We start from the raw sequence: 20,594 nt of genomic DNA on the forward strand, positions 1-20,594 counted from the left end.
TACGGTTCGACCCAAGTCTCGCAGTATATACATACATTCATGCATGTATGTTTCTGGCTTGTGCTCCTACAATCGGGGCATGGCTCGTCGAACCAAACAGGAAGCCCAGGAAACCCGCGCCCGTCTGCTGGACGCCGCGGAACAGCTGTTCCATGAGCGCGGTGTCTCCCGCACCTCGCTGCAGGACATTGCACAGGCCGCCGGCGTGACCCGCGGCGCCGTGTACTGGCACTTCGAGGACAAGGTCCAGCTCTTCAACGCGATGATGGAACGCGCCACCATGCCGCTGGAAGAGGACTTCGAGGCATCGGTGTCCCCCGGACCGGACCGGCCATTGGACGATCTGCGGCTGAGACTGATGAACGTCATGCACTGCGCGGTGTTCAATGCCCGCACCCGCCGCGCCTTCGAGATCGCCAACCTGCGCGTCGAATTCGTCGGGGAAATGGCATCGATCCGCGGCCGCAAGGTCGCCGCCCACCGGGAGTGGACCGCGCACAACCGGGACGCCTTCGAGCGCGCCAAGGCGCTCGGCCAACTGCCCCAGGACGTCGACGCCCATCAGGCCGCCATCGGGCTGATGGCGCTGATCGGCGGGCTGCTGCATCACTGGATCCTGGATCCGGAGGCCTTCGACCTGATCGAGGTCGGCCAGGCGCGGCTGGAGCATTACCTGTCCTCGCTGACGGTCGTGGTGCCGAACCGCTTCCCGCCGCTGACCGCCGCCGAGCGTGGCGCGCTGGGCCGGCAGCCGGTCTGCGAGGCGAGCCGCGGCCACGACCTGCCCGGTCACGACCACGGCGCCGGCGGCGCGGAAGACAGAGGCGCCGATGGCGTCGGGCGTGCCGCCCACCCCGCCGTGCCTCGAGACTGACGCCTATTCCGTTGGAAAGCCCTGCATTTATGCAGGCTGCCCTGGGGAGAACCCCAGTCAGCGGCGACAATACCCGGTTGCCCACGCCCGAGCCGCCGCCGTGTCCATCGCACCTCCGCCCACCCGTCCACTGTCCGATCTGAAGAAGACCGGCCAGAAGGCGCTGACCTCGTACCGCCCGTTCTGGGCGAAACGGTTCGGCCCCGCCCCCTTCCTGCCGATGTCGCGGGAGGAGATGACGCAACTGGGCTGGGACAGCTGCGACATCATCATCGTCAGCGGCGACGCCTACGTGGACCACCCGAGCTTCGGCATGGCGGTCATCGGACGGACGCTGGAGGCGCAGGGCTTCCGCGTGGGAATCATCGCGCAGCCGGACTGGCACTCGCCGGACGCGTTCCGGGCCCTGGGCAAGCCCAACCTGTTCTTCGGCGTGGCGGCCGGGAACATGGATTCGATGATCAACCACTACACGGCGGACCGGAAGATCCGCTCGGATGACGTCTACACGCCGGGCGGCGGCGCCGGCAAGCGGCCCGACCGCGCGACGCTGGTCTACACGCAGCGCTGCAAGGAGGCGTTCAAGGACGTCCCCGTGATCATCGGCGGCATCGAGGCCTCGCTGCGCCGCATCGCCCATTACGACTACTGGCAGGACAAGGTCCGGCGCTCGATCCTGGTGGACTCGAAGGCCGACCTGCTGGTCTACGGCAACGCCGAGCGCGCGATCATCGAGATCGCGCACCGCCTGTCGCAGAAGAAGCCGATCGAGTCGATCACCGACGTGCGCGGCACCGCGTTCATGCGCAAGCCGGACGAGGTCTCGCTGGACGGCTGGTTCGAGATCGACTCGACCGACGTCGACGCCCCCGGCAAGATCGACGCGCTGCTGAGTCCCTACATGACCACCGAGGAAGCGGCCGCCGATCAGGGCACCGATTGCTCGAAGCAGCAGGAACAGGCGCAGGCGGCCGCCATGCCAGGCGCGCCGGGCGCTCCCGCGACGGGTGCTCCGCCGCAGCCGGGCATGCCCGAGATCAAGCCGATCAAGATCATCCGCCAGACGCTGTCGAAGACCGACGGCCGCGCGCTGGTCACGCCGCGCGACCGCACCGTGATCCGGCTGCCGGCCTACGAGCAGGTCAAGAGCGACCCGGTCCTCTACGCCCACGCCAACCGCGTGCTGCACCTGGAGACCAATCCCGGCAACGCGCGCGCGCTGGTGCAGCGGCATTCGTCGGGCGGCGTCGATCGCGACGTCTGGCTGAATCCGCCGCCGATCCCGCTGACGACGGTCGAGATGGACCACGTCTTCGACCTGCCCTACGCCCGCAGCCCGCATCCGGTCTACGCGGACGAGAACGGCAGCCACGACCACGCCACCAAGATCCCGGCGTGGGAAATGATCCGCTTCTCGGTGAACATCATGCGCGGCTGCTTCGGCGGCTGCACCTTCTGCTCGATCACCGAGCACGAGGGCCGCGTGATCCAGAGCCGCAGCGAGGACTCGGTCATCCGCGAGATCGAGGACATCCGCGACAAGGTCAAGGGCTTCACCGGCATCATCTCGGACCTCGGCGGCCCGACCGCCAACATGTGGCACATCGGCTGCAAGAGTCCCGAGATCGAGGCCGCCTGCCGCAAGCCCAGCTGCGTCTATCCGGGCATCTGCCCGAACCTGCACACCGACCACGGTCCGCTGATCAAGCTGTACCGGCGCGCCCGCGCGCTGCGCGGCGTGAAGAAGATCCTGATCGGCTCCGGCCTGCGCTACGACCTGGCGATCGAATCGCCGGAGTACATCCAGGAGCTGGTCACGCACCACGTCGGCGGCTACCTGAAGATCGCGCCGGAGCACACCGAGGGCGGTCCGCTCTCGAAGATGATGAAGCCCGGCATCGGCACCTACGACCGCTTCAAGCAGCTGTTCGAGCAGGCCAGCGCGGCGGCGGGCAAGAAGCAGTTCCTGATCCCGTACTTCATCGCGGCCCACCCGGGCACGGCCGACGAGGACATGATGAACCTGGCCCTCTGGCTCAAGCGCAACGGCTTCCGCGCGGACCAGGTGCAGACCTTCTATCCGAGCCCGATGGCCACGGCCACGGCGATGTACCACTCGGGCAAGAACCCGCTGAAGAAGGTGACGCGCGACAGCGAGCCGGTCGACATCGTCAAGGGCGAGCGCCGCCGGCGCCTGCACAAGGCCTTCCTGCGTTACCACGACCCCAACAACTGGCCGCTGCTGCGCGAGACACTCAAGGACATGGGCCGCGCCGACCTGATCGGCAACGGCAAGCACCACCTGATCCCGACCTTCCAGCCGGCGACCGACGGCGGCTACGAGTCGGCACGGCGCAAGAACTCGACACAGGCCGGGCAGAAGGTCGCGCCCAACAAGCCGCGCTCGGGCCAGATCCTGACCCAGCACACCGGCTTGCCGCCGCGCGAGACCGGCGCGGCGCGGACCCCGCAGCGGTCGCCGGCCAAGCCCTTCGTCAAGACGGGCGGCAGCAGCGCGGCGACGAAGGTCGGCGTAAAAGCGGGCACAAAAGCAGCGGGCGCCAAGCGCGGCCCGCGCTGAGGCAGCAGCTCAGTCAGCAGTCGTCGGCGTCGGGCGACGTCGACGAGGTCGACGAGGTCGACGGCCCGGCCGGCGGCGCCGGCTTCACCCACTGCCACACCTTCCACCCCAAGCTGATCCACGCCCAGAGCCGGGCGATCCGCCCGGGCGAACTGTCGGCTGCCTCGGGATCGTGCCGGCGGAAGGTCCGCATCAAGCCCGCCAGGCCACCCGCCGCGGCGAGCGCCGCCACGGTCCGCCACAGCCGCGGCAGACTGCCGGCCAGCCGATAGAGCGCATGCCCGCGGTTGGCCCAACGCATCGGACCTTCCAGCTTCCGCACCTCGTGCCGCAAACCGAGCCGCAACTCGGCGCTGCGCAGTTGCAGTTCGAGCTGCCGCAACTGGAGCCGCTGGCGCGCGTCGCCCCACATCACGGCCGCACTCCCGGGCCGCCTTCCGGCCCGTCGTCAGGCTCGAGCGCCCGCCGGTCCCGCGCCAGTTCGGCGACGCTCGCCGCGAACGGCTTTCCCGCCGCGAGTTGCCGCTTCGCCCAGAGCCAGCATCCTGCGGCGCCGATCAGGAAAGCCGCGCCCAGCCCCGCCCCTACCGGGGCCCGCCAGACGTCGGGCACCCACAGGAGTGCGGCGAACACCAGCATCAGCAAGGCCGCCACGCCAAGCAGCAAGGCCAGCAACAGCGCGGTCAGCGCGCCGAACAGGCGCAGCAGCTCCGTCTGCAGTTCCACGCCCAGCAGTTCCAGCCGCACGCGGGCCAGTTCGAGCGCCCGGTCGGCCACTCGCCGCAGCCGCTCCGTCAGCCCCGGATCGCGTGATTCCATCGATTGTTTCTCCTCTGTGTCCGTCCTCTCGGTGTGCCAAAGCTATCACTGAATCGGGGGAAACGAGGGCGTTCTTTGTCCGATCCGCCCGCAGGGCTTGGGCTACAGTGCGGTAACGCTTGGTTGCGCGCACGCCGCGCCGCCTGCCTGACAAGGTTCATTCAATGCCTGATCGCCAGCACACGCCGCACTCCGCCGTCGTCGAAGACGATGACCTGCTGCAGTTCCTGGATGACCACGAGCACGCGGCCGAAGAGCCCCAAGAGGCGCGCAAGCCCTGGCGGGTGCTGATCGTCGACGACGACACCGACGTCCACAAGGCCACCGAGCTCGCCATGCAGGGACTGCAGGTCGAGGGCCAGCCGTTGGCCTTCCTGCACGCCAAATCCGCGGCCGAGGCCCGCTCGCTGCTGGGCCACGAACCCGACATCGCCGTCGTGCTGCTGGACGTCGTCATGGAATCCGACGACGCCGGCCTGCAACTGGTGCGCCACATCCGCGAGGAGCTGCGCCAGCGCGCCGTGCGCATCGTGCTGCGCACCGGCCAGCCGGGCTACGCGCCGGAGATCGAGACGGTCCAGGCCTACGACATCAACGACTACAAGACCAAGTCGGAGCTGACCCGCACCCGGCTCTACACGGTGCTGACCGCCGCGATCCGGTCGTACCGGCAGATCCGCGCGCTGGAGGCGAACCGGCAGGGCCTGGAGATGATCGTCGAGGCCAGCACCGAGCTGGGCCGCCAGCACGGCCTGCACCGCTTCGCCGAGGGCGTGGTCACGCAGCTGTGCGCGCTGCTGGGCACGCTGCCCGAGGGCCTGGTCTGCGTGCAGGCCCCCAAGCACAACAGCGGCGAGGTCAGCGAGGAAGCCCGCGTGATCGCGGCCGCCGGCCAGTACAGCTCGCTGATCAACCGCCCGCTGCACGCGGTGCCGGCCGGCAAGATCCGCGAGCTGCTCTCGCGCTGCCTGTCCTTGGGCCACAACCTGTACGAGGACGGCTGCACCGTCCTGTTCTTCGGCCTGCCCAGCGGGCGTGCGATGGCGGCGCTGGTCGAGGTCCAGCGCGAGCTCGACGAGCTCGACCGCCAGCTGCTGCGCGCCTTCTGCTCCAACATCGCCGTCGGTTTCGAGAACGTCATGCTCTACACGCAGCTGACGGACCAGGCCTACAACGACCCGCTGCTGCAGCTGCCGAACCGCACCCGCTTCATCGAACTGCTGGAGCACAACCTCAAGTCGCCCGAAGGCATCACGCTGGCGCTGATCGACCTGGACGACTTCGCCGATGTGAACGATGCCTTCGGTCACCGCTTCGGCGATCAGGTGCTGCAGGCCGTCTCGCAACGGCTGGCGCAGCGGCTCGGGTTCAACACGGCGATGGCGCGCATCTCGTCGAACGCCTTCGGCCTGCTCGGGCCGGACGACATGGTCAACGGCCAGCGCATCGGCAGCGCCTTCCAGGATCCCTTCACCGTCGCCGGCGAGCGGCTGCAGCTGTCGGCGACGACCGGCCTGGTGCGCCTGGCCCAGTCGCGCGCGCTGGGATCCGAACTGCTGCTGGACGCGCAGATCGCGCTCAAGCGCGCCAAGGCGGGCAACCGCGGCGCGTCGCAGTACTTCTCTCCGGAAATGGGCATCGATGCGCGCGAGCGCTTCAAGCTGCTCAAGGGCCTGCGCGCCAGCTTCGAGGAGCGGCGGCTGTTCGTCGTCTACCAGCCGCAGGTCGAGCTGGCCACGCACCGCGTGATCGGTGCCGAGGCGCTGCTGCGCTGGCGCACCGACGAGGGCCGGTTCGTGCCGCCCGACCAGTTCATCCCGTTGGCCGAGCAGTCGGGGCTGATCGTCCCGATCGGCGAATTCGTGCTGAGGACCGCCTGCCGCCAGGTGCGCCTATTGCGCGACGCCGGCTATTCGGACTTCCGCATCGCGGTGAATATCTCGCTGGCGCAGTTCCGCCATCCCGCCTTCATCGACACGGTCCGCCGCGCGCTGGCTGACGCCGACGTGCCCGGTGCCGCGCTGGAGCTGGAGATCACCGAATCGATGGCGATGGAAGAAGTCTCGGCCGTGCTGCGCGTGCTCGCGGAAATCCGCGGGACCGGCGCCTCGGTCGCGATCGACGACTTCGGGACCGGGTTCTCATCGCTGAGCCAGTTGCGCCGGCTGGACGTCGAACGGCTCAAGATCGACCGCGCCTTCGTCCGCGAGGCGCAAAGCTCCGCCGCCGGCGCGACGATCGCGCAGATGGTGGTGAATCTGGGATGCAGCCTCGGCATGCGCGTCGTGGCCGAAGGCATCGAAACCGAGGAACAGCGCCAGCATCTGCTGGCGCTGGGTTGCCATGAGGGTCAGGGCTGGCTGTTCGCCAAGCCCATGCCGGCGGACGAACTGGATCGCTGGCTGGCCGCGCCCAAATCCTGGGAAACGAACCCGCCCCCGCCCCTCACGCCGACAGTGCTGGCCGCGCCTTGCGCGGCGCCGGCCAGCAGCGGCGGCCACTGAACAGTCGCCCTGGAGCCGGCGGTCGTCGGACCGCGGCGCCCAACGCCGCAGCCGCCGATCGACGGCGGCGCGAGCGCCGTCGTCGATCTCCTCTTGCCGGCTTACTTGCGGCTGAGCAGCAGTCCGATCAGCAGGCCGACACCGGCCGCCACGCCGATCGATTGCCACGGGTTGTCATGAACGTAGTCGTCGGTCGCCTTGCTGGCGGCCTTCGCGCGCTCGACCGCCACAGACTGGAACTCGCCCAGGCTGGACTTGGCGCGATCCAGTGTCGCCTGGACGCGGGCACGCAGCTCGGAGGCGCCGGCGCTCGTCTGGTCGGCCGTGGCGCGCAGCAGCGATTCGGCGTCGGTCACCACCTGATGCAGGTCGGTCAGCAGGCGGTCGGAGGGAGAGGTCTTGGCCATGAGCGTTACTCCTTTTGGTCGGTTTGTGGGATCAGAAAGCGCATCGGCGCGGGACGGAGTCCGGTTGTACGTCTGTCGAGCAGTCTCCGGCAAGTCGCCCCGACGGGTGTCCGACCGCGGCGCGCGGTTTTGCCAATGCACGGGCCATGCGACGGCTTCCGGCAGATTTCGCTCCCGGTAGGCGTGCGAGAGCGGCGAAATCACCCCGGCGACCCGCCATCGTCGGCGCAAACGGTGTAGTGGCGCACCAGGAAATAACGCGCGCGGCGTTCGCCTTCAACGATCAAGACCTGACCCTCCAGCGCCTCCAGCTCCGGATCGCGGAAGGGATTGGCGCCGGCGCGACGCAACGCGACGCGTTCGCCGCCGGCCACCGCGAGCAGCAAGGCCTGGCGCTCGCTCTTGCTGCCGGCGTCGACGCGCTCGCGGCACAGGCGGCCACGCAACTGCTCCGTGGGGGCGGGGGCGGTCGATTCGTCGAGGTCAGCGGGCATGCATGCGTCTCACGTGCAGGAGGCGGCCGTCCTGTTCGGTCGCGATCAGCGCCAGCAGCCGGCGATCGACCCAGCCCTTGTAGACATGGATCGTGCGATGGCCCGGCGCGCCGGCGATGCGGTAGCTGACGGGGACGCAGTGGTCGGCGTCGATGCCGGACTCCTTGAGCATCGGCCGCACGGCGTCGGCGACGGCCTTGGCGGGCGCGGCGTCGGTGGACTGAAGACGGGGCAACGAACGCGCCAGGTTGCGCCCCTCGCGCTCGAGCCGCTCGCGCCGCAAGCCACGCACACCGCGATCCTCGACTGAGGCGAAGGCCTTGCGGAACGCCTTCGTCCGCGAGAGCGCATGCCCCGCCCCGGCCACCGGCTGCAGCGACGGGTCGCCCAGCAGGTAGAACTGTCCGAGCGTCTTGAGGTCCATCGGATCGAGGTGGGTGCGCTCGCCGGCGAATTTCTGGCGAGCCTCCAGCAGGGCCCGCCCCAGCGAGGCGCCGGCCAGGACCCGTTGCAGGAAATACTGGCAGATCAGGTCGGCCGAGCCGTTGCCGTCGCTGGGGCCGTAGGCCACGGTCGTGCTGCCGAGGAAGCCGCAGGCGCCGTCGGCCAGATAGCGCAGCGCCATCGGCCAGTCGCCGTCGGCCCGCGCCGGATCGAAGAGCTGCGCGCCGTAGCAGCACTCGGCCGCGACCACGGTGCCGGCGGTGACGCGGTCACGCAGCAGCGCCGATCGCATCGAGACCGGGAAGTCTTCGTCGCGCTGGCCGTAGTACTCGGGCAGGTCCTCGGCGCCGTGACAGTTGATGAAGTGCATCCGCGGCGCCAGGTCCGCCTTGGTCCACTTCGGGCCGCCGGGCGGGGACAGGTGCAGTCGGTCGGCATTGCCGAAGGTGTTGGTCAGGCTCAGCCGCGTCGAGCCCTGCCACACCTCGGCGGACAGGCCGAAGCTGTCGGCGAAGGCGTCGCGCGGCAGGCCCTTGTGGCGGGCGGCGGCGCGGATCAACTGGAGCAGCAGGTCGGGCTTCGTCGCGCCTGGGAGGTCAGGCAGCCGCCCCACGACGCGCGTCGGCCCGAGGAAGCGGTTCGGATCGGTCGAGTAGGCGGCCTCGCAGGCATAGGGCAGGTCGCTGGGGACCAGCTTGTCCGAGTCCCCGAGCTCTCCCCCATGGGCCGGGTTCTTCAGCGGGACCATCGGCAGCACGTCGGGCCCGCCCAGCAGCACGAAGTAATGCGGCAGACGCGCATGGGCCAACGCGTCGATGACGCCCTTGAGCGATTTGGCGTCCGGCCGGGCCGGCACGGGCGCGACGCTGTAGGGTTTCATCACCGACGCCAGGTCCACGGCCACGATCAGCGTGTCGACGCCGCGCCGCTTGTCCGCGGCGGCCAGCGCCTTCAACGCCGCGTCGATCTTCGTGAGCGCGGTCGCGCCGTACTTGGCGCGCAGCGCGCCGCGATGAACGATCACCAGCTTGTCCATGGAGGTCCTCCTTGGTCCGGCCCGCCGCCCGGAACACGTGGATCCTAGTTCAGGTCTGCCCTGCCCTCCGCGGCCGCCGCGGCAGGAGGCCTATGGGGGGGTGTCATCAAGCGTGCACGCGGGCTACGCAAGATCCGCCCGCCATGCAAGCATCCGTAACACCTCCCCGCAAGACGGACCTGGCGCGAGAAATGCTCGCGCCGGGGCAGCGCCGGCTGCCGCCCGCGCTGCGCGCGCTGCTCATCACCGTCGACGGCAAGCGCAACGCCGAAGAACTGCGTCAGCTCGGCCGCGGCCTGGGCCTGGGCGACGACGGCCTGACGCGCCTGGTCGACCAGGGGCTGGTCGAGGTGCCGGCCATCGTCATGCCGCCGACGGTGGCCGCGACGCCTCCGATCGTCACCGGCCTCGACGTCATCCACGAGGCCGAAGTACTCGAAGCCGCCGCGCTGGCGCGCGCCGCACAGGAGCGGGCGCGCCGGCTCGTGTCCGCGAAGTTCTTCGGTCTCGACCTCGTCACCCGGATGCTGGCCGGCCGCGAAGGTGAACTGCGAGACCTGGCACGGCAGGCCGACACCGAGAGCCGCTTCCTCGAATGGATCGACCTCTGCTGCGAGCGCATCGAGGCCGAATCCGACGCCGAGCGCGCGGCCAAGTTCCGCGACAGCGTCGCGCGAACGCTCACCGCCGGCTGATCATCGACACCCACTGCCTTCATGTCCAGGTCACCGCCGCGACGTACAGGTGGTTGACCTTGCGGTACTTGCGCAGCATCAGGCTGGCCGCCTCCATCGTGGCGCCGCTGTCGACGACGTCATCGATCAGCAGGGCGTTCCACAGCCCCTGGTTGCGGACCTCGTCGTGCAGCGAGAACGCCTGGGCGAGGGCCAGCAGTCTTTCCTCGCGCGTGGGGAAGTCCTTCAGCGGTCGTGACAGCGGCGTCTTCAGCAGCAGCCGCTCGAACACGGGCACGCGCAGCTGCAGCGCCAGCTCGCGCGCGACCAGGGACATCGGGTCCCACGGACGCACGCGCGACGGCGGCATCGGCACGATGAAACCGACCGATCCGAGACGAGGCAGGATGAAGTTGCGCAGTGCGCGGGCGAGCGGCTCCGCCTGCGACTTGTCGCCGCGGTACTTCAGCTGGAACAGGGCCTCGCCGGCGTCGGTGCGTGTGTGCTCGAACTGCGGACGACCCTCGCGGTCGTCGCCGAGGTAGACGCTGCTCAGCATCTGCTTGTCGAGCACGAAACCAGCGGTCCAAGGACCCTCGATCTGTCGCAGGGAGACCTTCATCGAAGCGCCTTTCGAACGTGGAAAGGCGTCTTGGTTGGCGGATCGAACAGATGGTTCGAAATGGGCTCGTCGCGCGTCGGACCTCCGATCGCCTATGCTGAAGCCTGGCTTCGCCCCGGAGCCGACCCGCAGGAGTTGCGATGAAACCCACGCCCGCCGGCTGGCCGCGTCTGTCCAGCGCCGTGTTCTACGACAGCGCCGCCGAGGCGATCCCATGGTTGTGCGAGGCCTTCGGGTTCGAGGTGCAGTTGCGGGTCGATGGCGACGACGGCTCGGTCGTCCACAGCCAGCTGATCTACGGGGACGCGCTGATCATGGTCAGCGAGGGCGGCGAAGGGGAGCGCTCGCAGCGCTTCGGCATCCCGCTGCGCAGCCCCAAGGGCGTGGGCGGGGCCAACACGCAGAGCCTGATGGTGTACGTCGACGACGCCGCCGCGCACTGCGAGCGCGCCCGCGCCGCGGGCGCCACGATCGTCTACGAGCCGAAGATCGAGGACTACGGCCCCGAGTACTGGGCCGACAAGAGCTACGGCGTGCTCGACCTCGGCGGCCACCTGTGGTGGTTCGTGGAGCGGGTCAGAGGCTGAGGCAACAGAGGCGCCTGCGGCGCCTGGCATGGGAACCTACACTAGGCGGCATCGATCGGCTCATCGACCGCGCCCACCCCTCATGTCCTCCCTTCCCTTCAGTGCATTCACCGCAGACGGCTTTCGGGGTCTTCGCTCGCTGGAAGTGAGCGAGCTTCGTGGGATCAATGTCTTCGTGGGAGGGAACAATTCGGGGAAGACGAGCGTGCTCGAGGTGCTCGCGTTGCTCTCAAACCCTACGAGCAGCTACGAGTGGGTACAAATCATCCGTCGCCGCGACTATGGGCGTCTGGACGAGTCCATTGTGCAGTCCTTGCGGTGGTGCTTTGGCGCTCAACATGGTTGGTCTGAACCGCAGAGCCAGGGTGATCCTCAGACGTTGGTCAGCCGATTCACCGTGGACGGAGCAACCCCGATCCGCGAGATGATCTCTCACTACTACGAACGCCCGGCAACACTGACGCATTCGCAGATCGAAGAGATCTCTCGCCTTTATCCCGGCGTTGATGCGACGCAGATCCTCAGCGCGGTTGTGGACACGAAGTTCCGATGGGCCGCTGAGACGTTGGCGTCTTCACCCTCTTCCACCGCACGGCACCCACCTGAATCCAGCGGACTTCTCTTGAACGATTTTTCAGAAGAGTTCTTGAGAAGGGCCACTCCGGCCACGACGCAAAGGTCAGGCTACGGATGCGGATACGCAGCGCTGCTGCCCTATTCGTATCAGCTAAACACTCTGCAAGTAGGAGCCAGGTCATCTCAGCTTTTTGTTGAAGAGGGTCCTCTCCTGCTTCTTGAGCTGATGCGAGAGTTCGACCAAGACGTTCAGAACGTCGAAGTGGCGTCCTTTGCCGGGCTGCGACCAGCGATCTACATCAAGCATCGTCGCTTGGGAGTCGTGCCGCTCTCGGCGTTTGGGGACGCGATGCGCAGGTGCCTTCTTCTAGCAACTACTTTGACAAGCCTGAGTGCGGGTTCAGCTTTGCTTCTCGACGAAGTTGAGGTTGGCATCCATATTGAATCCTTACCGAAAGTCTTCCGTTGGCTGGCCCGTGCGGCGCGCCAACTTGGCGTCCAGGTCTTCGCAACAACCCACAGCCTAGAAGTGCTGGACGCGTTACTTGCCGCGGAAGTCGGTGAAGCGGACCTTGCCGCGTATCGAATCAGACAGGGCGATGAACGTACCGAGTGCCAACGCTTCTCCTTCGACTCCCTCAAGCGTCTGCGCTATGAGCGCGGCCTCGACATCAGGTAATCGATCGCATGCGGAAGTTGGGTTACCTGGTGGTCGAGGGACCACATGACGTCGAGTTTGCCTGTCGGCTGCTGAAGGACCGCGCCAACCTAGCGCGCGTATCCAAGGAGGACCAGCTCGAATCGCCGTTGCGTCACCTCGTGCCGAGCAAGTTCCCGCACGATGGAGACTTGCTGAAGCGCGTGCCAGTCCCTACCTTCCTTCAGAACGCCGATCTCGCTGTTGCGGTGCATTCCGCAGGCGGCGACTCCAAGATCGCAGATTGCTTGATCGACACCTTCACGCTGCTATCCCCGAGCGATTTCATCGCCGTCGGCGCGATCCTCGACTCCGACTCGAAGAAGACGCCAACAGAACGCCATGCGCAGTTGCTGACGCTGGCGAAGGACGCGTCGATCTCGTTTCCTGCCCTGCCTGGCGTCGTGAGCACGGGAACACCCCGTTGCGGCGTCTATGTGCTGCCGGACAACGTGGCACTCGGCACGCTGGAGGATCTGCTGATCGAGTGTGGCGAGGCGGTCTATCCGCATCACCTCCAGGCAGCGAAAGACTTCATCGCCTCTGCGATGCCGCACTGTCCGAAGCCGAGCTTCAAGGACCTGCATTTGCCAGCGGGTCAGAAGAAGGCACTCGTGGGCTCGATCTCCACGCTCCTGCGTCCCGGCAAGGCCGTTCAAGTATCCATCCAGGACAACGACTGGCTCGGCACCGAAGGCTTGAAGCTTGATCGGCCCAAGCAGATCGTCGCGTTCTTCGACGAACTCTTCGGCCTCTGATCCAGATGCTCGCGCTGGTCAGCCCTTGCGCTTCGCCAGGATCGCCTTCCCCACGCGCGAGACGGGCGGCCGGCCCAGCACGCCCGAGATGAACGCCCCCGCATCGACCAGCTTGTCGATGTCGATGCCGGTCTCGATCCCCAGGCCGTTCAGCAGGAACACCACGTCCTCGGTCGCGACGTTGCCGGTCGCGCCCTTCGCGTACGGGCAGCCGCCGAGGCCGGCGACGCTCGCGTCGAAGGTGTGGATGCCCATCTCCAGGCAGGCGTAGATGTTGGTCAGCGCCTGGCCGTAGGTGTCGTGGAAATGTCCGCTGACCTCGACCAGCGGGTAGTGCTTGAGCGCACGTTCCATCGCGGCCTGCACCTTGCGCGGCGTGCCGACGCCGATCGTGTCGGCCACGCCGAGGTGATCCACGCCGATGGCCTTCATCAGCTGCACCACGCGCTCGACCTCGTCCGCCGACACATCGCCCTGGTACGGGCAGCCGACGGAACACGACAACGCGCCGCGCACCTTGATGCCCGCCTCGTGCGCCGCGGCCACGACCGGCGCGAAGCGCTCGATGCTCTCCGCGATCGAGCAGTTGATGTTCTTCTGCGAGAAGGCTTCCGACGCGGCCGCGAAGACGACGATCTCGTCCGGCTTCGTCGGCAGCGCGGCCTCCAGGCCCTTCATGTTGGGCACCAGCACGCTGTGCCGCACGCCGGGCCGGCGCTCGATCGCCGCCATCACCGCCGTGTTGTCCGCCATCTGCGGCACCCACTTCGGCGAGACGAAGCTGGTGACCTCGATCTCCTTCAGGCCGGCGTCCTGCAGCAGCGAGACCAGCCTGGCCTTGTCGGCCGTGCCGACGTTTTCCTTCTCGTTCTGCAGACCGTCGCGCGGGCCGACGTCCACGAGCGTGACGCGAGTTGGCAATGTCTTCATGGCTTGATCCTCTGGCTGTCTGTCTGGCTTACTCCCTCTCCCGCTTTCAGGAAAGGGTGGGGGTGAGGGCCAGCAGCCTCACGCCTGCAGGCGCAGCAGCTCGGCGCCGTCGCCGACCTGATCGCCGATCGCGAACAGCAGCTCCGCCACGACGCCGTCGCGCGGCGCGGTGATGGTGTGCTCCATCTTCATCGCTTCCATGACCGCCAGCGGCTGGCCCTTGGTGATCGCATCGCCGGGCTGCGCCAGGAAGGCCACCAGCTTGCCAGGCATCGGCGCGGTCAGGCGGCCGCCTTCCGATTGCCCCTGGCCCGCGTGGGCGATGACGTCGACCTCGGTCACGAGCGCCGATCCGTACGCACCGAACACCGCCACCTGCTCGCCGACCTTGTAGGTCGACACCGCGACGCGGCGCTCGTTCAGGTAGAGCTCATGGCGCTCCGGTCCCGCCGAGCGCAACGCGAGCGCGATCGACTCGCCGCCCACCGTCAGCGAGAGACTGCCGTGATGGTGGCGCGCCAGCAGCACCTGATGGTGCTCGCCGTCGACGTCCAGCTCGAAGCGGCGCTGTGCCGCGCCGAACATCCGCCAGCCGTCGCGACGGCTCCATGGATCGTCGGATTCGGTCAGCGATTCTTCCGCCAGCGTATGGGCGATGACGGCCGCCGCGGCTTCCGCCAGCGGCAGGCCCGGCTGGCCGAACAGCGCGGTCTTCTCGCGCTCAATCAGCGCGGTGTCCAGGTCGGCGTTCGTGAACGACGCCGTCGCTGCGCAGCGGCGCAGGAACGCGACGTTGGTATGCAGCCCGACGATGTGCGTGTCGCGCAGCGACGCGTCCAGCAGCGCCAGCGCCTGCTCGCGCGTCTCGCCCCAGACGATCAGCTTGGCGATCATCGAGTCGTAGAACGGGCTGATCGCGTCGCCCTCGCCCACGCCCGAATCGATGCGCACGTCGGCGCGGCGGAACGCCTCGTGCGCCGGCCAGCGCGCCACCGACAGCGTGCCGGTCGCGGGCAGGAAACCGCCCTCGGGGTTCTCGGCGCAGATGCGGGCCTCGATCGCGTGGCCGTGCATGCGCAGCTGGTCCTGCTTCAGCGGCAGCGGTTCGCCGGCGGCGACGCGCAGTTGCCACTCGACCAGGTCCTGTCCGGTGATCGCCTCCGTCACCGGATGCTCGACCTGCAGCCGCGTGTTCATCTCCATGAAATAGAAGCGGCCGTCCTGTTCCGCGATGAACTCGACGGTGCCCGCGCCCTGGTAACCGACCGCCTTCGCGGCCGAGACCGCGGCCATGCCCATCTCGGCGCGGCGCTCGGCCGTCATGCCGGGGGCCGGCGCTTCCTCGAGGACCTTCTGATGCCGGCGCTGCACCGAGCAGTCGCGCTCGAACAGGTAGACGCAATCGCCGTGGCTGTCGCCGAAGACCTGGATCTCGATGTGACGCGGGCGCTGCACGTAGCGCTCGATCAGCACCGCGTCGTCGCCGAAGCTGTTGATCGCCTCGCGCTTGCAGGACGCGAGCGCGGCGTCGAATTCCTCGTCCGCGTGGACCGCGCGCATGCCCTTGCCGCCGCCGCCCGCGCTGGCCTTGATCAGCACCGGATACCCGATGCGCTGGGCCTCGCGACGCAGCAACGCCGGATCCTGATCGGCACCGTGATACCCCGGCACCAGCGGCACGCCGGCCTGTTCCATCAGCCGCTTGGACTCGGCCTTCAGGCCCATCGCCTGGATCGCCGACGGCGGCGGGCCGATGAACACCAGGCCCGCGTCGGCGCAAGCCTGCGCGAACTCCTCGTTCTCGCTCAGGAAGCCGTAGCCGGGGTGGACGGCCTGCGCGCCCGTGGCCTTCGCGGCCTCGAGGATGCGCTGCCACTGCAGGTAGCTGTCGCGCGGCGCGGGACCGCCGATGCGCACGGCCTCGTCGCAGACCTGGACGTGGCGCGCGTTCGCGTCCGCGTCGGAATAGACGGCGACGGTCTTCACGCCGAGACGGCGTGCCGTGGCGGCGACGCGGCAGGCGATTTCGCCGCGGTTGGCGATCAGGATCTTCTTGAACACGGGTGTCTCCTCATGTTTCGGGTCCTCGACGTGTCGCGGCTTGTGGCCGCTTCGCGCCGGGTGCGCCCGGACGAGCGCGCTTCGCGATCGTCCGGGGCCGCGTGCCGGCTGGGGCCGTCACGCGTCGTCGGGTCGGTTCAGGTCAGGTCGGTTCAGCTCAATGGCGATGGCCGCAGGACGCCGCGGCGTCCTCGCCCACCGGCGCGCAGCCGGGCACGGTGTCGGCGCTCAGCTCGGCCTCGGTCGCGCAGTGCATGCCCAGGCGATCGATCAGCTGGCGGTCCTTCTCGGCCTGCGGGTTGCTGGTGGTCAGCAGCTTGTCGCCGTAGAACATGCTGTTCGCGCCGGCCAGGAAGCACAGCGACTGCATCGTCTCGGGCATCTCCTCGCGGCCGGCGGACAGGCGCACCATCGCGCGCGGCATCGTGATGCGGGCCACCGCGATCGTGCGAATGAACTCGAACGGGTCCAGCGCCTCGGTGCCCGCCAGCGGCGTGCCCTCGACCTGCACCAGGTTGTTGATGGGCACCGACTCCGGATACGGATCCAGGTTGGCCAGCTGCGCGATCAGGCCGGCGCGCTGGCGGCGGGTCTCGCCCATGCCGACGATGCCGCCCGAGCACACCTTCAGGCCGACGCCGCGCACGCGCTCCAGCGTGTCCAGGCGGTCCTGGTAGGTCCGCGTCGTGATGATCTGGCCGTAGAACTCCGGCGAGGTGTCGAGGTTGTGGTTGTAGTAGTCCAGCCCCGCCTCGCGCAGTTGCTCGGCCTGGCCGTCGCCCAGCATGCCGGCGGTCAGGCAGGTCTCCAGGCCCATCGCCTTGACCTCGGAAATCATCTCGCCGATGGCCTCCAGGTGGCGCTCCTTCGGCGAACGCCAGGCGGCGCCCATGCAGAAGCGGGTCGCGCCGTTGGCCTTGGCGGCGCGGGCGGCTTCCATCACCTCCTGCAGCGGGATCAGCTTCTCGGCCTTCAGGCCGGTATCAAAGTGCGCCGACTGCGGGCAGTACTTGCAGTCCTCCTCGCAGCCGCCGGTCTTGATCGACAGCAGCGTGGACAGCTGCACCGCGTTCGGGTCGAAGTGCTCGCGATGCACCTGCTGCGCGCGGAACAGCAGGTCGTTGAACGGCAGCTCGAACAGCGCGGCGATCTCGTTGACGGTCCAGGGCTTGGCGTTGCGACGTTGCTCGTCGGTGGTGGGCGTCAGCGTCTGGATCTGGTTGACGGTCTGCTTCATCGTCATGCTTTCAATGCGTTCAACAGCAGCGGCTGCTGCAGGTGCGCGGCCACGGCCGCGGGAGAGGGATCTTGGAGTCGGGGCACATGGCCCCAGCACGGCACGCCGAGCGCCTCGTCGAGGCGCGCGCGCAAGGCGGCCAGATTGTCCGACACATGCGGCTGATGGGGGTCGGCGGTGTTCGCGACCCAGCCGGCCAGGCGCAGGCCGCGCGCGAGGATGGCCTCGGCCGTCAGCAGCGCGTGGTTGATGCAGCCCAGTCGCAGCCCGACCACGAGCACCACCGGCATCGCCAGGTCGACGGCCAGGTCGGCGGTGTCCCAGTCGTCGGTGAGCGGCACGCGGAAGCCGCCGACGCCTTCGATCAGCGCGAAGTCGCCCTTGGACGCCGAGCGCCGGATCGCGGCCAGCAACGCGGCGCGATCGATCTCGCGGCCTTCAAGCTTCGCGGCGATGTGCGGGGCGCACGGCTCGCGGAACTGCAGCGGGCCGACCTCGTCCATCGTCATGCCCTGCTGCTGCGCGGCATGCAACAGGGCGACGTCGTCGTTGACCCAGACGCCGTCGGCGTTCTGCGTCTGACCGGCGGCCAGCGACTTGATCGGCGTCACGTAACGGCCCAGGCCGTCGAACGCGCGCGTCAGGCCGGCGGTGATGCAGGTCTTGCCGATCTCGGTGTCGGTGCCGGTGATGAAGAAGCCGTGGAGCGGATGCATCGTGCTCATGCGCAGGCCTCCAGCGCGGCGACGAGGCGATCGACATCCGCCTCGGTGTGCGTCGCGCACAGCGTGATGCGTAGACGCGCCTCGCCCTTGGGCACCGTCGGCGGGCGGATGCCGGGCACGCGCAGGCCTTCGCGTTCCAGCGCGGCGGCGAGCGCCATCACCTCGGCGTTGCCGCCGACGATCAGCGGCTGGATCGGCGTCTGAGAATCGGCGAGCTTCCAGGTGAGCGTCGGATGCCGATCGAGCAGCGCCCCGATGCCATCGCGCAAGCGCGCCTGCAATGCGCGCAAGGACGCGCGACGCTCGCGCCCGACATCGCCGCGGATCAGGTCCAGGCTGGTCAGCAGCGCGTGTTCCACCGCGGGCGGCGAGGCCGTCGAGAAGATGTAGTTGCGCGCCGCCTGCAGCAGGTAGTCGGTGATCGTCGAATGCGCGACGACGAAGGCGCCGGCCAGTCCCGCCGCCTTGCCCAGCGTGCCGACGAGGATCAGCCGCTCGCTGCGCAATTGGAAGTGCTCCAGCGAGCCGACGCCGTTGTCGCCGAGCACGCCCAGACCGTGCGCGTCGTCGATGATCAGCCAGGCGTCGAATTCCTCGGCCGCGGCCAGCAGCGCCGGCAGCGGCGCGATGTCGCCGTCCATGCTGAAGACCGCATCGGTGACGATCAGCTTCACGCGCGAGGCGCTGGCCGCGAGCTGCGCGCGCAGGTCCTCGACGTCGCAATGCCCGTAGCGCGAGACCTTGGCCTTCGCCAGCCGCGTGCCGTCGATCAGCGAGGCGTGGTTCAGCGTCTCGCTGAAGATCTCCGCATCGGCGTCGCCGAGCGCGGTCACCACCGCGAGGTTGGCCATGTAGCCGGTGCAGAAGCCGATCGCCTTGGCGCTCGGGATGTGAGGCTCGAACCAGCGGCCCAGCAGCGCTTCCACGTCATGGTGCGCACGCGAATGGCCGCTCACCAATGGCGATGCGCCCGAGCCGCCGCCGTAGACGTGCGCGCCCTCGATCAGCGCGTCTGCCACCGCCGGATGCGCGGCGAGACCGAGGTAGTCATTGCTGCAGAACATCGTCAGCTCACGCGCGACGCCGTCGGCGCCACGCACCATCTGACGCGCCGCGGTGCCGGTCTCGGCGATGCGGGTGACGCGTGTCAGGTCCTGGGCGCGGATCGCGTCCAGCTTCGACTGCAGGTGATCAAGCAGCATGGAGCACCTCCTCCAGCGTCACGGTCACGGCATTCGCCAGGAACTTCGCGGCCGCCTCGTCGATCAGGTACGGCGGCATCAGGTACACGGTCTGGCCGATCGGGCGGATCAGCAGTTCGTGCTGGCGCGCCGCCAGGTGGAACTTCTCGGAGAAGCGCTCGACGGGCACCGTCGTCTTCGGATTGATGTCGAAGGCCAGGATCATGCCGCGCTGGCGCAGATGCGTGACGCGCGGATCGGCGGCCAGCGGCGCGAAGGCTGCGGTGAGCCATGCGGCCTGCTGCTGGTTGCGATCGAGCTGGCCCGCATCGAAGCGGTCCAGCACCGCGTTCGCGGCGGCGCATGCCAGCGGATTGCCGGTGTAGCTGTGCGAGTGCAGGAAGCCCCGCGTCACGTCCTGCGACCAGAAGGCTTCATAGACGTCATCGGTCGTCAGCACCAGCGACAGCGGCATCGTGCCGCCGGTGATGCCCTTCGAGAGCAGCAGGAAATCGGGCCAGTCGGCCTTGGCGGCGGGAGCCGTCTGCTCCCACGCGAAGAAGGTGCCGGTGCGGCCGCAGCCGACGGCGATCTCGTCGGCGATCAGATGCACCTTGAACTCGGTGCACAGCGCGCGCAGCGCCTTCAGATAACTCGGCGCATACATCGACATGCCCGCGGCGCCCTGCACCAGCGGCTCGACGATGACGGCGGCGATGTGGTCGTGGCGATCGGCCAGCAGTGCCCGCATCTCGTCGATCGCCTGCGCCTCGTTGCCCAGCCGCTGGTCGGGCGAGGTCACGATGTGGCTGCGCATCAGCAGCGGGTCGTAGGCGTCGCGGAAGATCGCGACGTCGGTGACGGCCAGCGCGCCGATGGTTTCGCCGTGATAGCCGTTCTTCAAGCAGACGAACTCGCGCTTGTCCGTGAGACCGCGATTGCGCCAGGAATGGAAGCTCTGCTTCAGCGCGATCTCGACCGCCGAGGCGCCGTCGCTGCCGAAGAACAGATGTCCCAGCGCGCCGCCGGTGCGCGCGGACAGGCGCTCGGCCAGGCGCACCGCCGGCTCGTGCGTGCAGCCGGCCAGCATCACGTGCGGCAACGTGTCGAGCTGCCGCTTGATCGCGTCGTTCAGGCCCCGGTCGGCATGGCCGAACAGGTTGACCCACCACGAGCTGTTGGCGTCGAAATAGCGCCGGCCCTCGTGGTCGAACAACCAGGGGCCCTCGCCGCGGGCGATGGGCAGCGGCGGCACGTCCTGCGCGCGCGCCATCTGCGTGCACGGGTGCCAGACCGCCGCGAGGCTGCGGCGCTGCCAATCTTGTCGTACTGCTTCAGACATTCAAAAGACCTGCTCTCGGAAAACAAGGACGCGGTGCTCGAGCGG

19 protein-coding genes are annotated in these 20,594 nt (G+C 68.5%); 7 read left to right on the forward strand and 12 right to left on the reverse strand.

Translation table 11 applies throughout. The annotated features are described in order from the left end of the window. Positions 1-79 precede the first annotated feature (79 nt). Both ACQ4L4_RS18050 and ACQ4L4_RS18055 read left to right on the forward strand, forming a co-directional pair. A complete protein-coding gene (locus ACQ4L4_RS18050; protein ID WP_431100287.1) occupies positions 80-874 on the forward strand; it encodes a TetR family transcriptional regulator in 795 nt (264 codons plus the stop codon). A 100-nt stretch (positions 875-974) separates the two neighbouring features. Further along, positions 975-3,455 (forward strand): YgiQ family radical SAM protein, encoded by a 2,481-nt coding sequence (locus ACQ4L4_RS18055; protein ID WP_431100288.1) that lies wholly within the window; start codon positions 975-977, stop codon positions 3,453-3,455. Between the two features lie 13 nt (positions 3,456-3,468). On the opposite strand, the gene ACQ4L4_RS18060 is transcribed toward ACQ4L4_RS18055, so the two are convergent. Continuing rightward, complete coding sequence (locus ACQ4L4_RS18060; RefSeq protein ID WP_431100289.1) at positions 3,469-3,870, reverse strand: hypothetical protein; 402 nt, start codon at positions 3,868-3,870, stop codon at positions 3,469-3,471. Next, positions 3,867-4,274, reverse strand: coding sequence for a phage holin family protein (locus tag ACQ4L4_RS18065; RefSeq protein ID WP_431100290.1), 408 nt, complete (start codon positions 4,272-4,274; stop codon positions 3,867-3,869). Before ACQ4L4_RS18065 ends, ACQ4L4_RS18060 begins: the two co-directional genes overlap by 4 nt. Positions 4,275-4,438: 164 nt before the next feature. Here ACQ4L4_RS18065 and ACQ4L4_RS18070 point away from each other — a divergent pair, with 164 nt between their 5' ends. Then, positions 4,439-6,778 (forward strand): GGDEF/EAL domain-containing response regulator, encoded by a 2,340-nt coding sequence (locus ACQ4L4_RS18070; RefSeq protein WP_431100291.1) that lies wholly within the window; start codon positions 4,439-4,441, stop codon positions 6,776-6,778. Positions 6,779-6,879: 101 nt separating this feature from the next. Here ACQ4L4_RS18070 and ACQ4L4_RS18075 read toward each other — a convergent pair whose 3' ends face one another. The 3 genes from ACQ4L4_RS18075 to ACQ4L4_RS18085 form a co-directional block, all read right to left on the reverse strand. After that, a complete protein-coding gene (locus tag ACQ4L4_RS18075; RefSeq protein WP_431100292.1) occupies positions 6,880-7,185 on the reverse strand; it encodes a DUF883 family protein in 306 nt (101 codons plus the stop codon). A 200-nt stretch (positions 7,186-7,385) separates the two neighbouring features. Beyond that, complete coding sequence (locus ACQ4L4_RS18080) at positions 7,386-7,679, reverse strand: hypothetical protein (protein ID WP_431100293.1); 294 nt, start codon at positions 7,677-7,679, stop codon at positions 7,386-7,388. Continuing rightward, positions 7,669-9,159 (reverse strand): hypothetical protein, encoded by a 1,491-nt coding sequence (locus ACQ4L4_RS18085; protein WP_431100294.1) that lies wholly within the window; start codon positions 9,157-9,159, stop codon positions 7,669-7,671. The genes ACQ4L4_RS18080 and ACQ4L4_RS18085 overlap by 11 nt, the downstream gene beginning before the upstream one ends. Positions 9,160-9,302: 143 nt before the next feature. Here ACQ4L4_RS18085 and ACQ4L4_RS18090 point away from each other — a divergent pair, with 143 nt between their 5' ends. Further along, positions 9,303-9,854: a hypothetical protein gene (locus tag ACQ4L4_RS18090; RefSeq protein ID WP_431100295.1), complete on the forward strand. Its 552-nt coding sequence runs from the start codon at positions 9,303-9,305 to the stop codon at positions 9,852-9,854. A 19-nt stretch (positions 9,855-9,873) separates the two neighbouring features. Here ACQ4L4_RS18090 and ACQ4L4_RS18095 read toward each other — a convergent pair whose 3' ends face one another. After that, positions 9,874-10,455, reverse strand: coding sequence for a ComF family protein (locus tag ACQ4L4_RS18095; protein ID WP_431100296.1), 582 nt, complete (start codon positions 10,453-10,455; stop codon positions 9,874-9,876). Between the two features lie 140 nt (positions 10,456-10,595). On the opposite strand from ACQ4L4_RS18095, the gene ACQ4L4_RS18100 reads away from it, so the two are divergent. From ACQ4L4_RS18100 to ACQ4L4_RS18110, 3 genes are all read left to right on the forward strand, one after another. Further along, positions 10,596-11,042, forward strand: coding sequence for a VOC family protein (locus tag ACQ4L4_RS18100; protein WP_431100297.1), 447 nt, complete (start codon positions 10,596-10,598; stop codon positions 11,040-11,042). A gap of 82 nt (positions 11,043-11,124) precedes the next feature. Further along, a complete protein-coding gene (locus ACQ4L4_RS18105) occupies positions 11,125-12,297 on the forward strand; it encodes an AAA family ATPase (protein ID WP_431100298.1) in 1,173 nt (390 codons plus the stop codon). 8 nt (positions 12,298-12,305) lie between these two features. Further along, positions 12,306-13,073, forward strand: coding sequence for a DUF3226 domain-containing protein (locus ACQ4L4_RS18110; RefSeq protein ID WP_431100299.1), 768 nt, complete (start codon positions 12,306-12,308; stop codon positions 13,071-13,073). A gap of 18 nt (positions 13,074-13,091) precedes the next feature. Here the strand turns inward: ACQ4L4_RS18110 and ACQ4L4_RS18115 are convergent, their stop codons facing one another. The 6 genes from ACQ4L4_RS18115 to bioA all read right to left on the reverse strand — a co-directional run bounded on the left by ACQ4L4_RS18115 (position 13,092) and on the right by bioA (position 20,549). Continuing rightward, entirely contained in the window at positions 13,092-14,003 is a 912-nt protein-coding gene (locus ACQ4L4_RS18115; protein ID WP_431100300.1) for a hydroxymethylglutaryl-CoA lyase, read from the reverse strand. A 78-nt stretch (positions 14,004-14,081) separates the two neighbouring features. Beyond that, on the reverse strand, positions 14,082-16,064 hold the full coding sequence (locus ACQ4L4_RS18120; protein WP_431100301.1) for an acetyl-CoA carboxylase biotin carboxylase subunit: 1,983 nt from the start codon (positions 16,062-16,064) through the stop codon (positions 14,082-14,084). A 157-nt stretch (positions 16,065-16,221) separates the two neighbouring features. After that, the gene (bioB, locus tag ACQ4L4_RS18125; RefSeq protein ID WP_431100302.1) at positions 16,222-17,307 is read right to left on the reverse strand and encodes a biotin synthase BioB; all 1,086 of its coding nucleotides are present in this window, start codon (positions 17,305-17,307) and stop codon (positions 16,222-16,224) included. After that, positions 17,304-18,026 carry a dethiobiotin synthase gene (gene bioD / locus ACQ4L4_RS18130; RefSeq protein ID WP_431100303.1) on the reverse strand — a complete coding sequence of 241 codons (723 nt, stop codon included), beginning with the start codon at positions 18,024-18,026 and terminating at the stop codon, positions 17,304-17,306. Before bioD ends, bioB begins: the two co-directional genes overlap by 4 nt. Beyond that, on the reverse strand, positions 18,023-19,228 hold the full coding sequence (gene bioF / locus ACQ4L4_RS18135; protein ID WP_431100304.1) for an 8-amino-7-oxononanoate synthase: 1,206 nt from the start codon (positions 19,226-19,228) through the stop codon (positions 18,023-18,025). Before bioF ends, bioD begins: the two co-directional genes overlap by 4 nt. Continuing rightward, positions 19,218-20,549, reverse strand: a complete 1,332-nt coding sequence (gene bioA, locus ACQ4L4_RS18140) for an adenosylmethionine--8-amino-7-oxononanoate transaminase (RefSeq protein ID WP_431100305.1) — start codon at positions 20,547-20,549, stop codon at positions 19,218-19,220. Before bioA ends, bioF begins: the two co-directional genes overlap by 11 nt. Between the last annotated feature and the right edge of the window lie 45 nt (positions 20,550-20,594).

The organism is Roseateles noduli, from assembly GCF_050626985.1.
Classification (GTDB): Bacteria; Pseudomonadota; Gammaproteobacteria; order Burkholderiales; family Burkholderiaceae_C; genus Roseateles; species Roseateles noduli_A.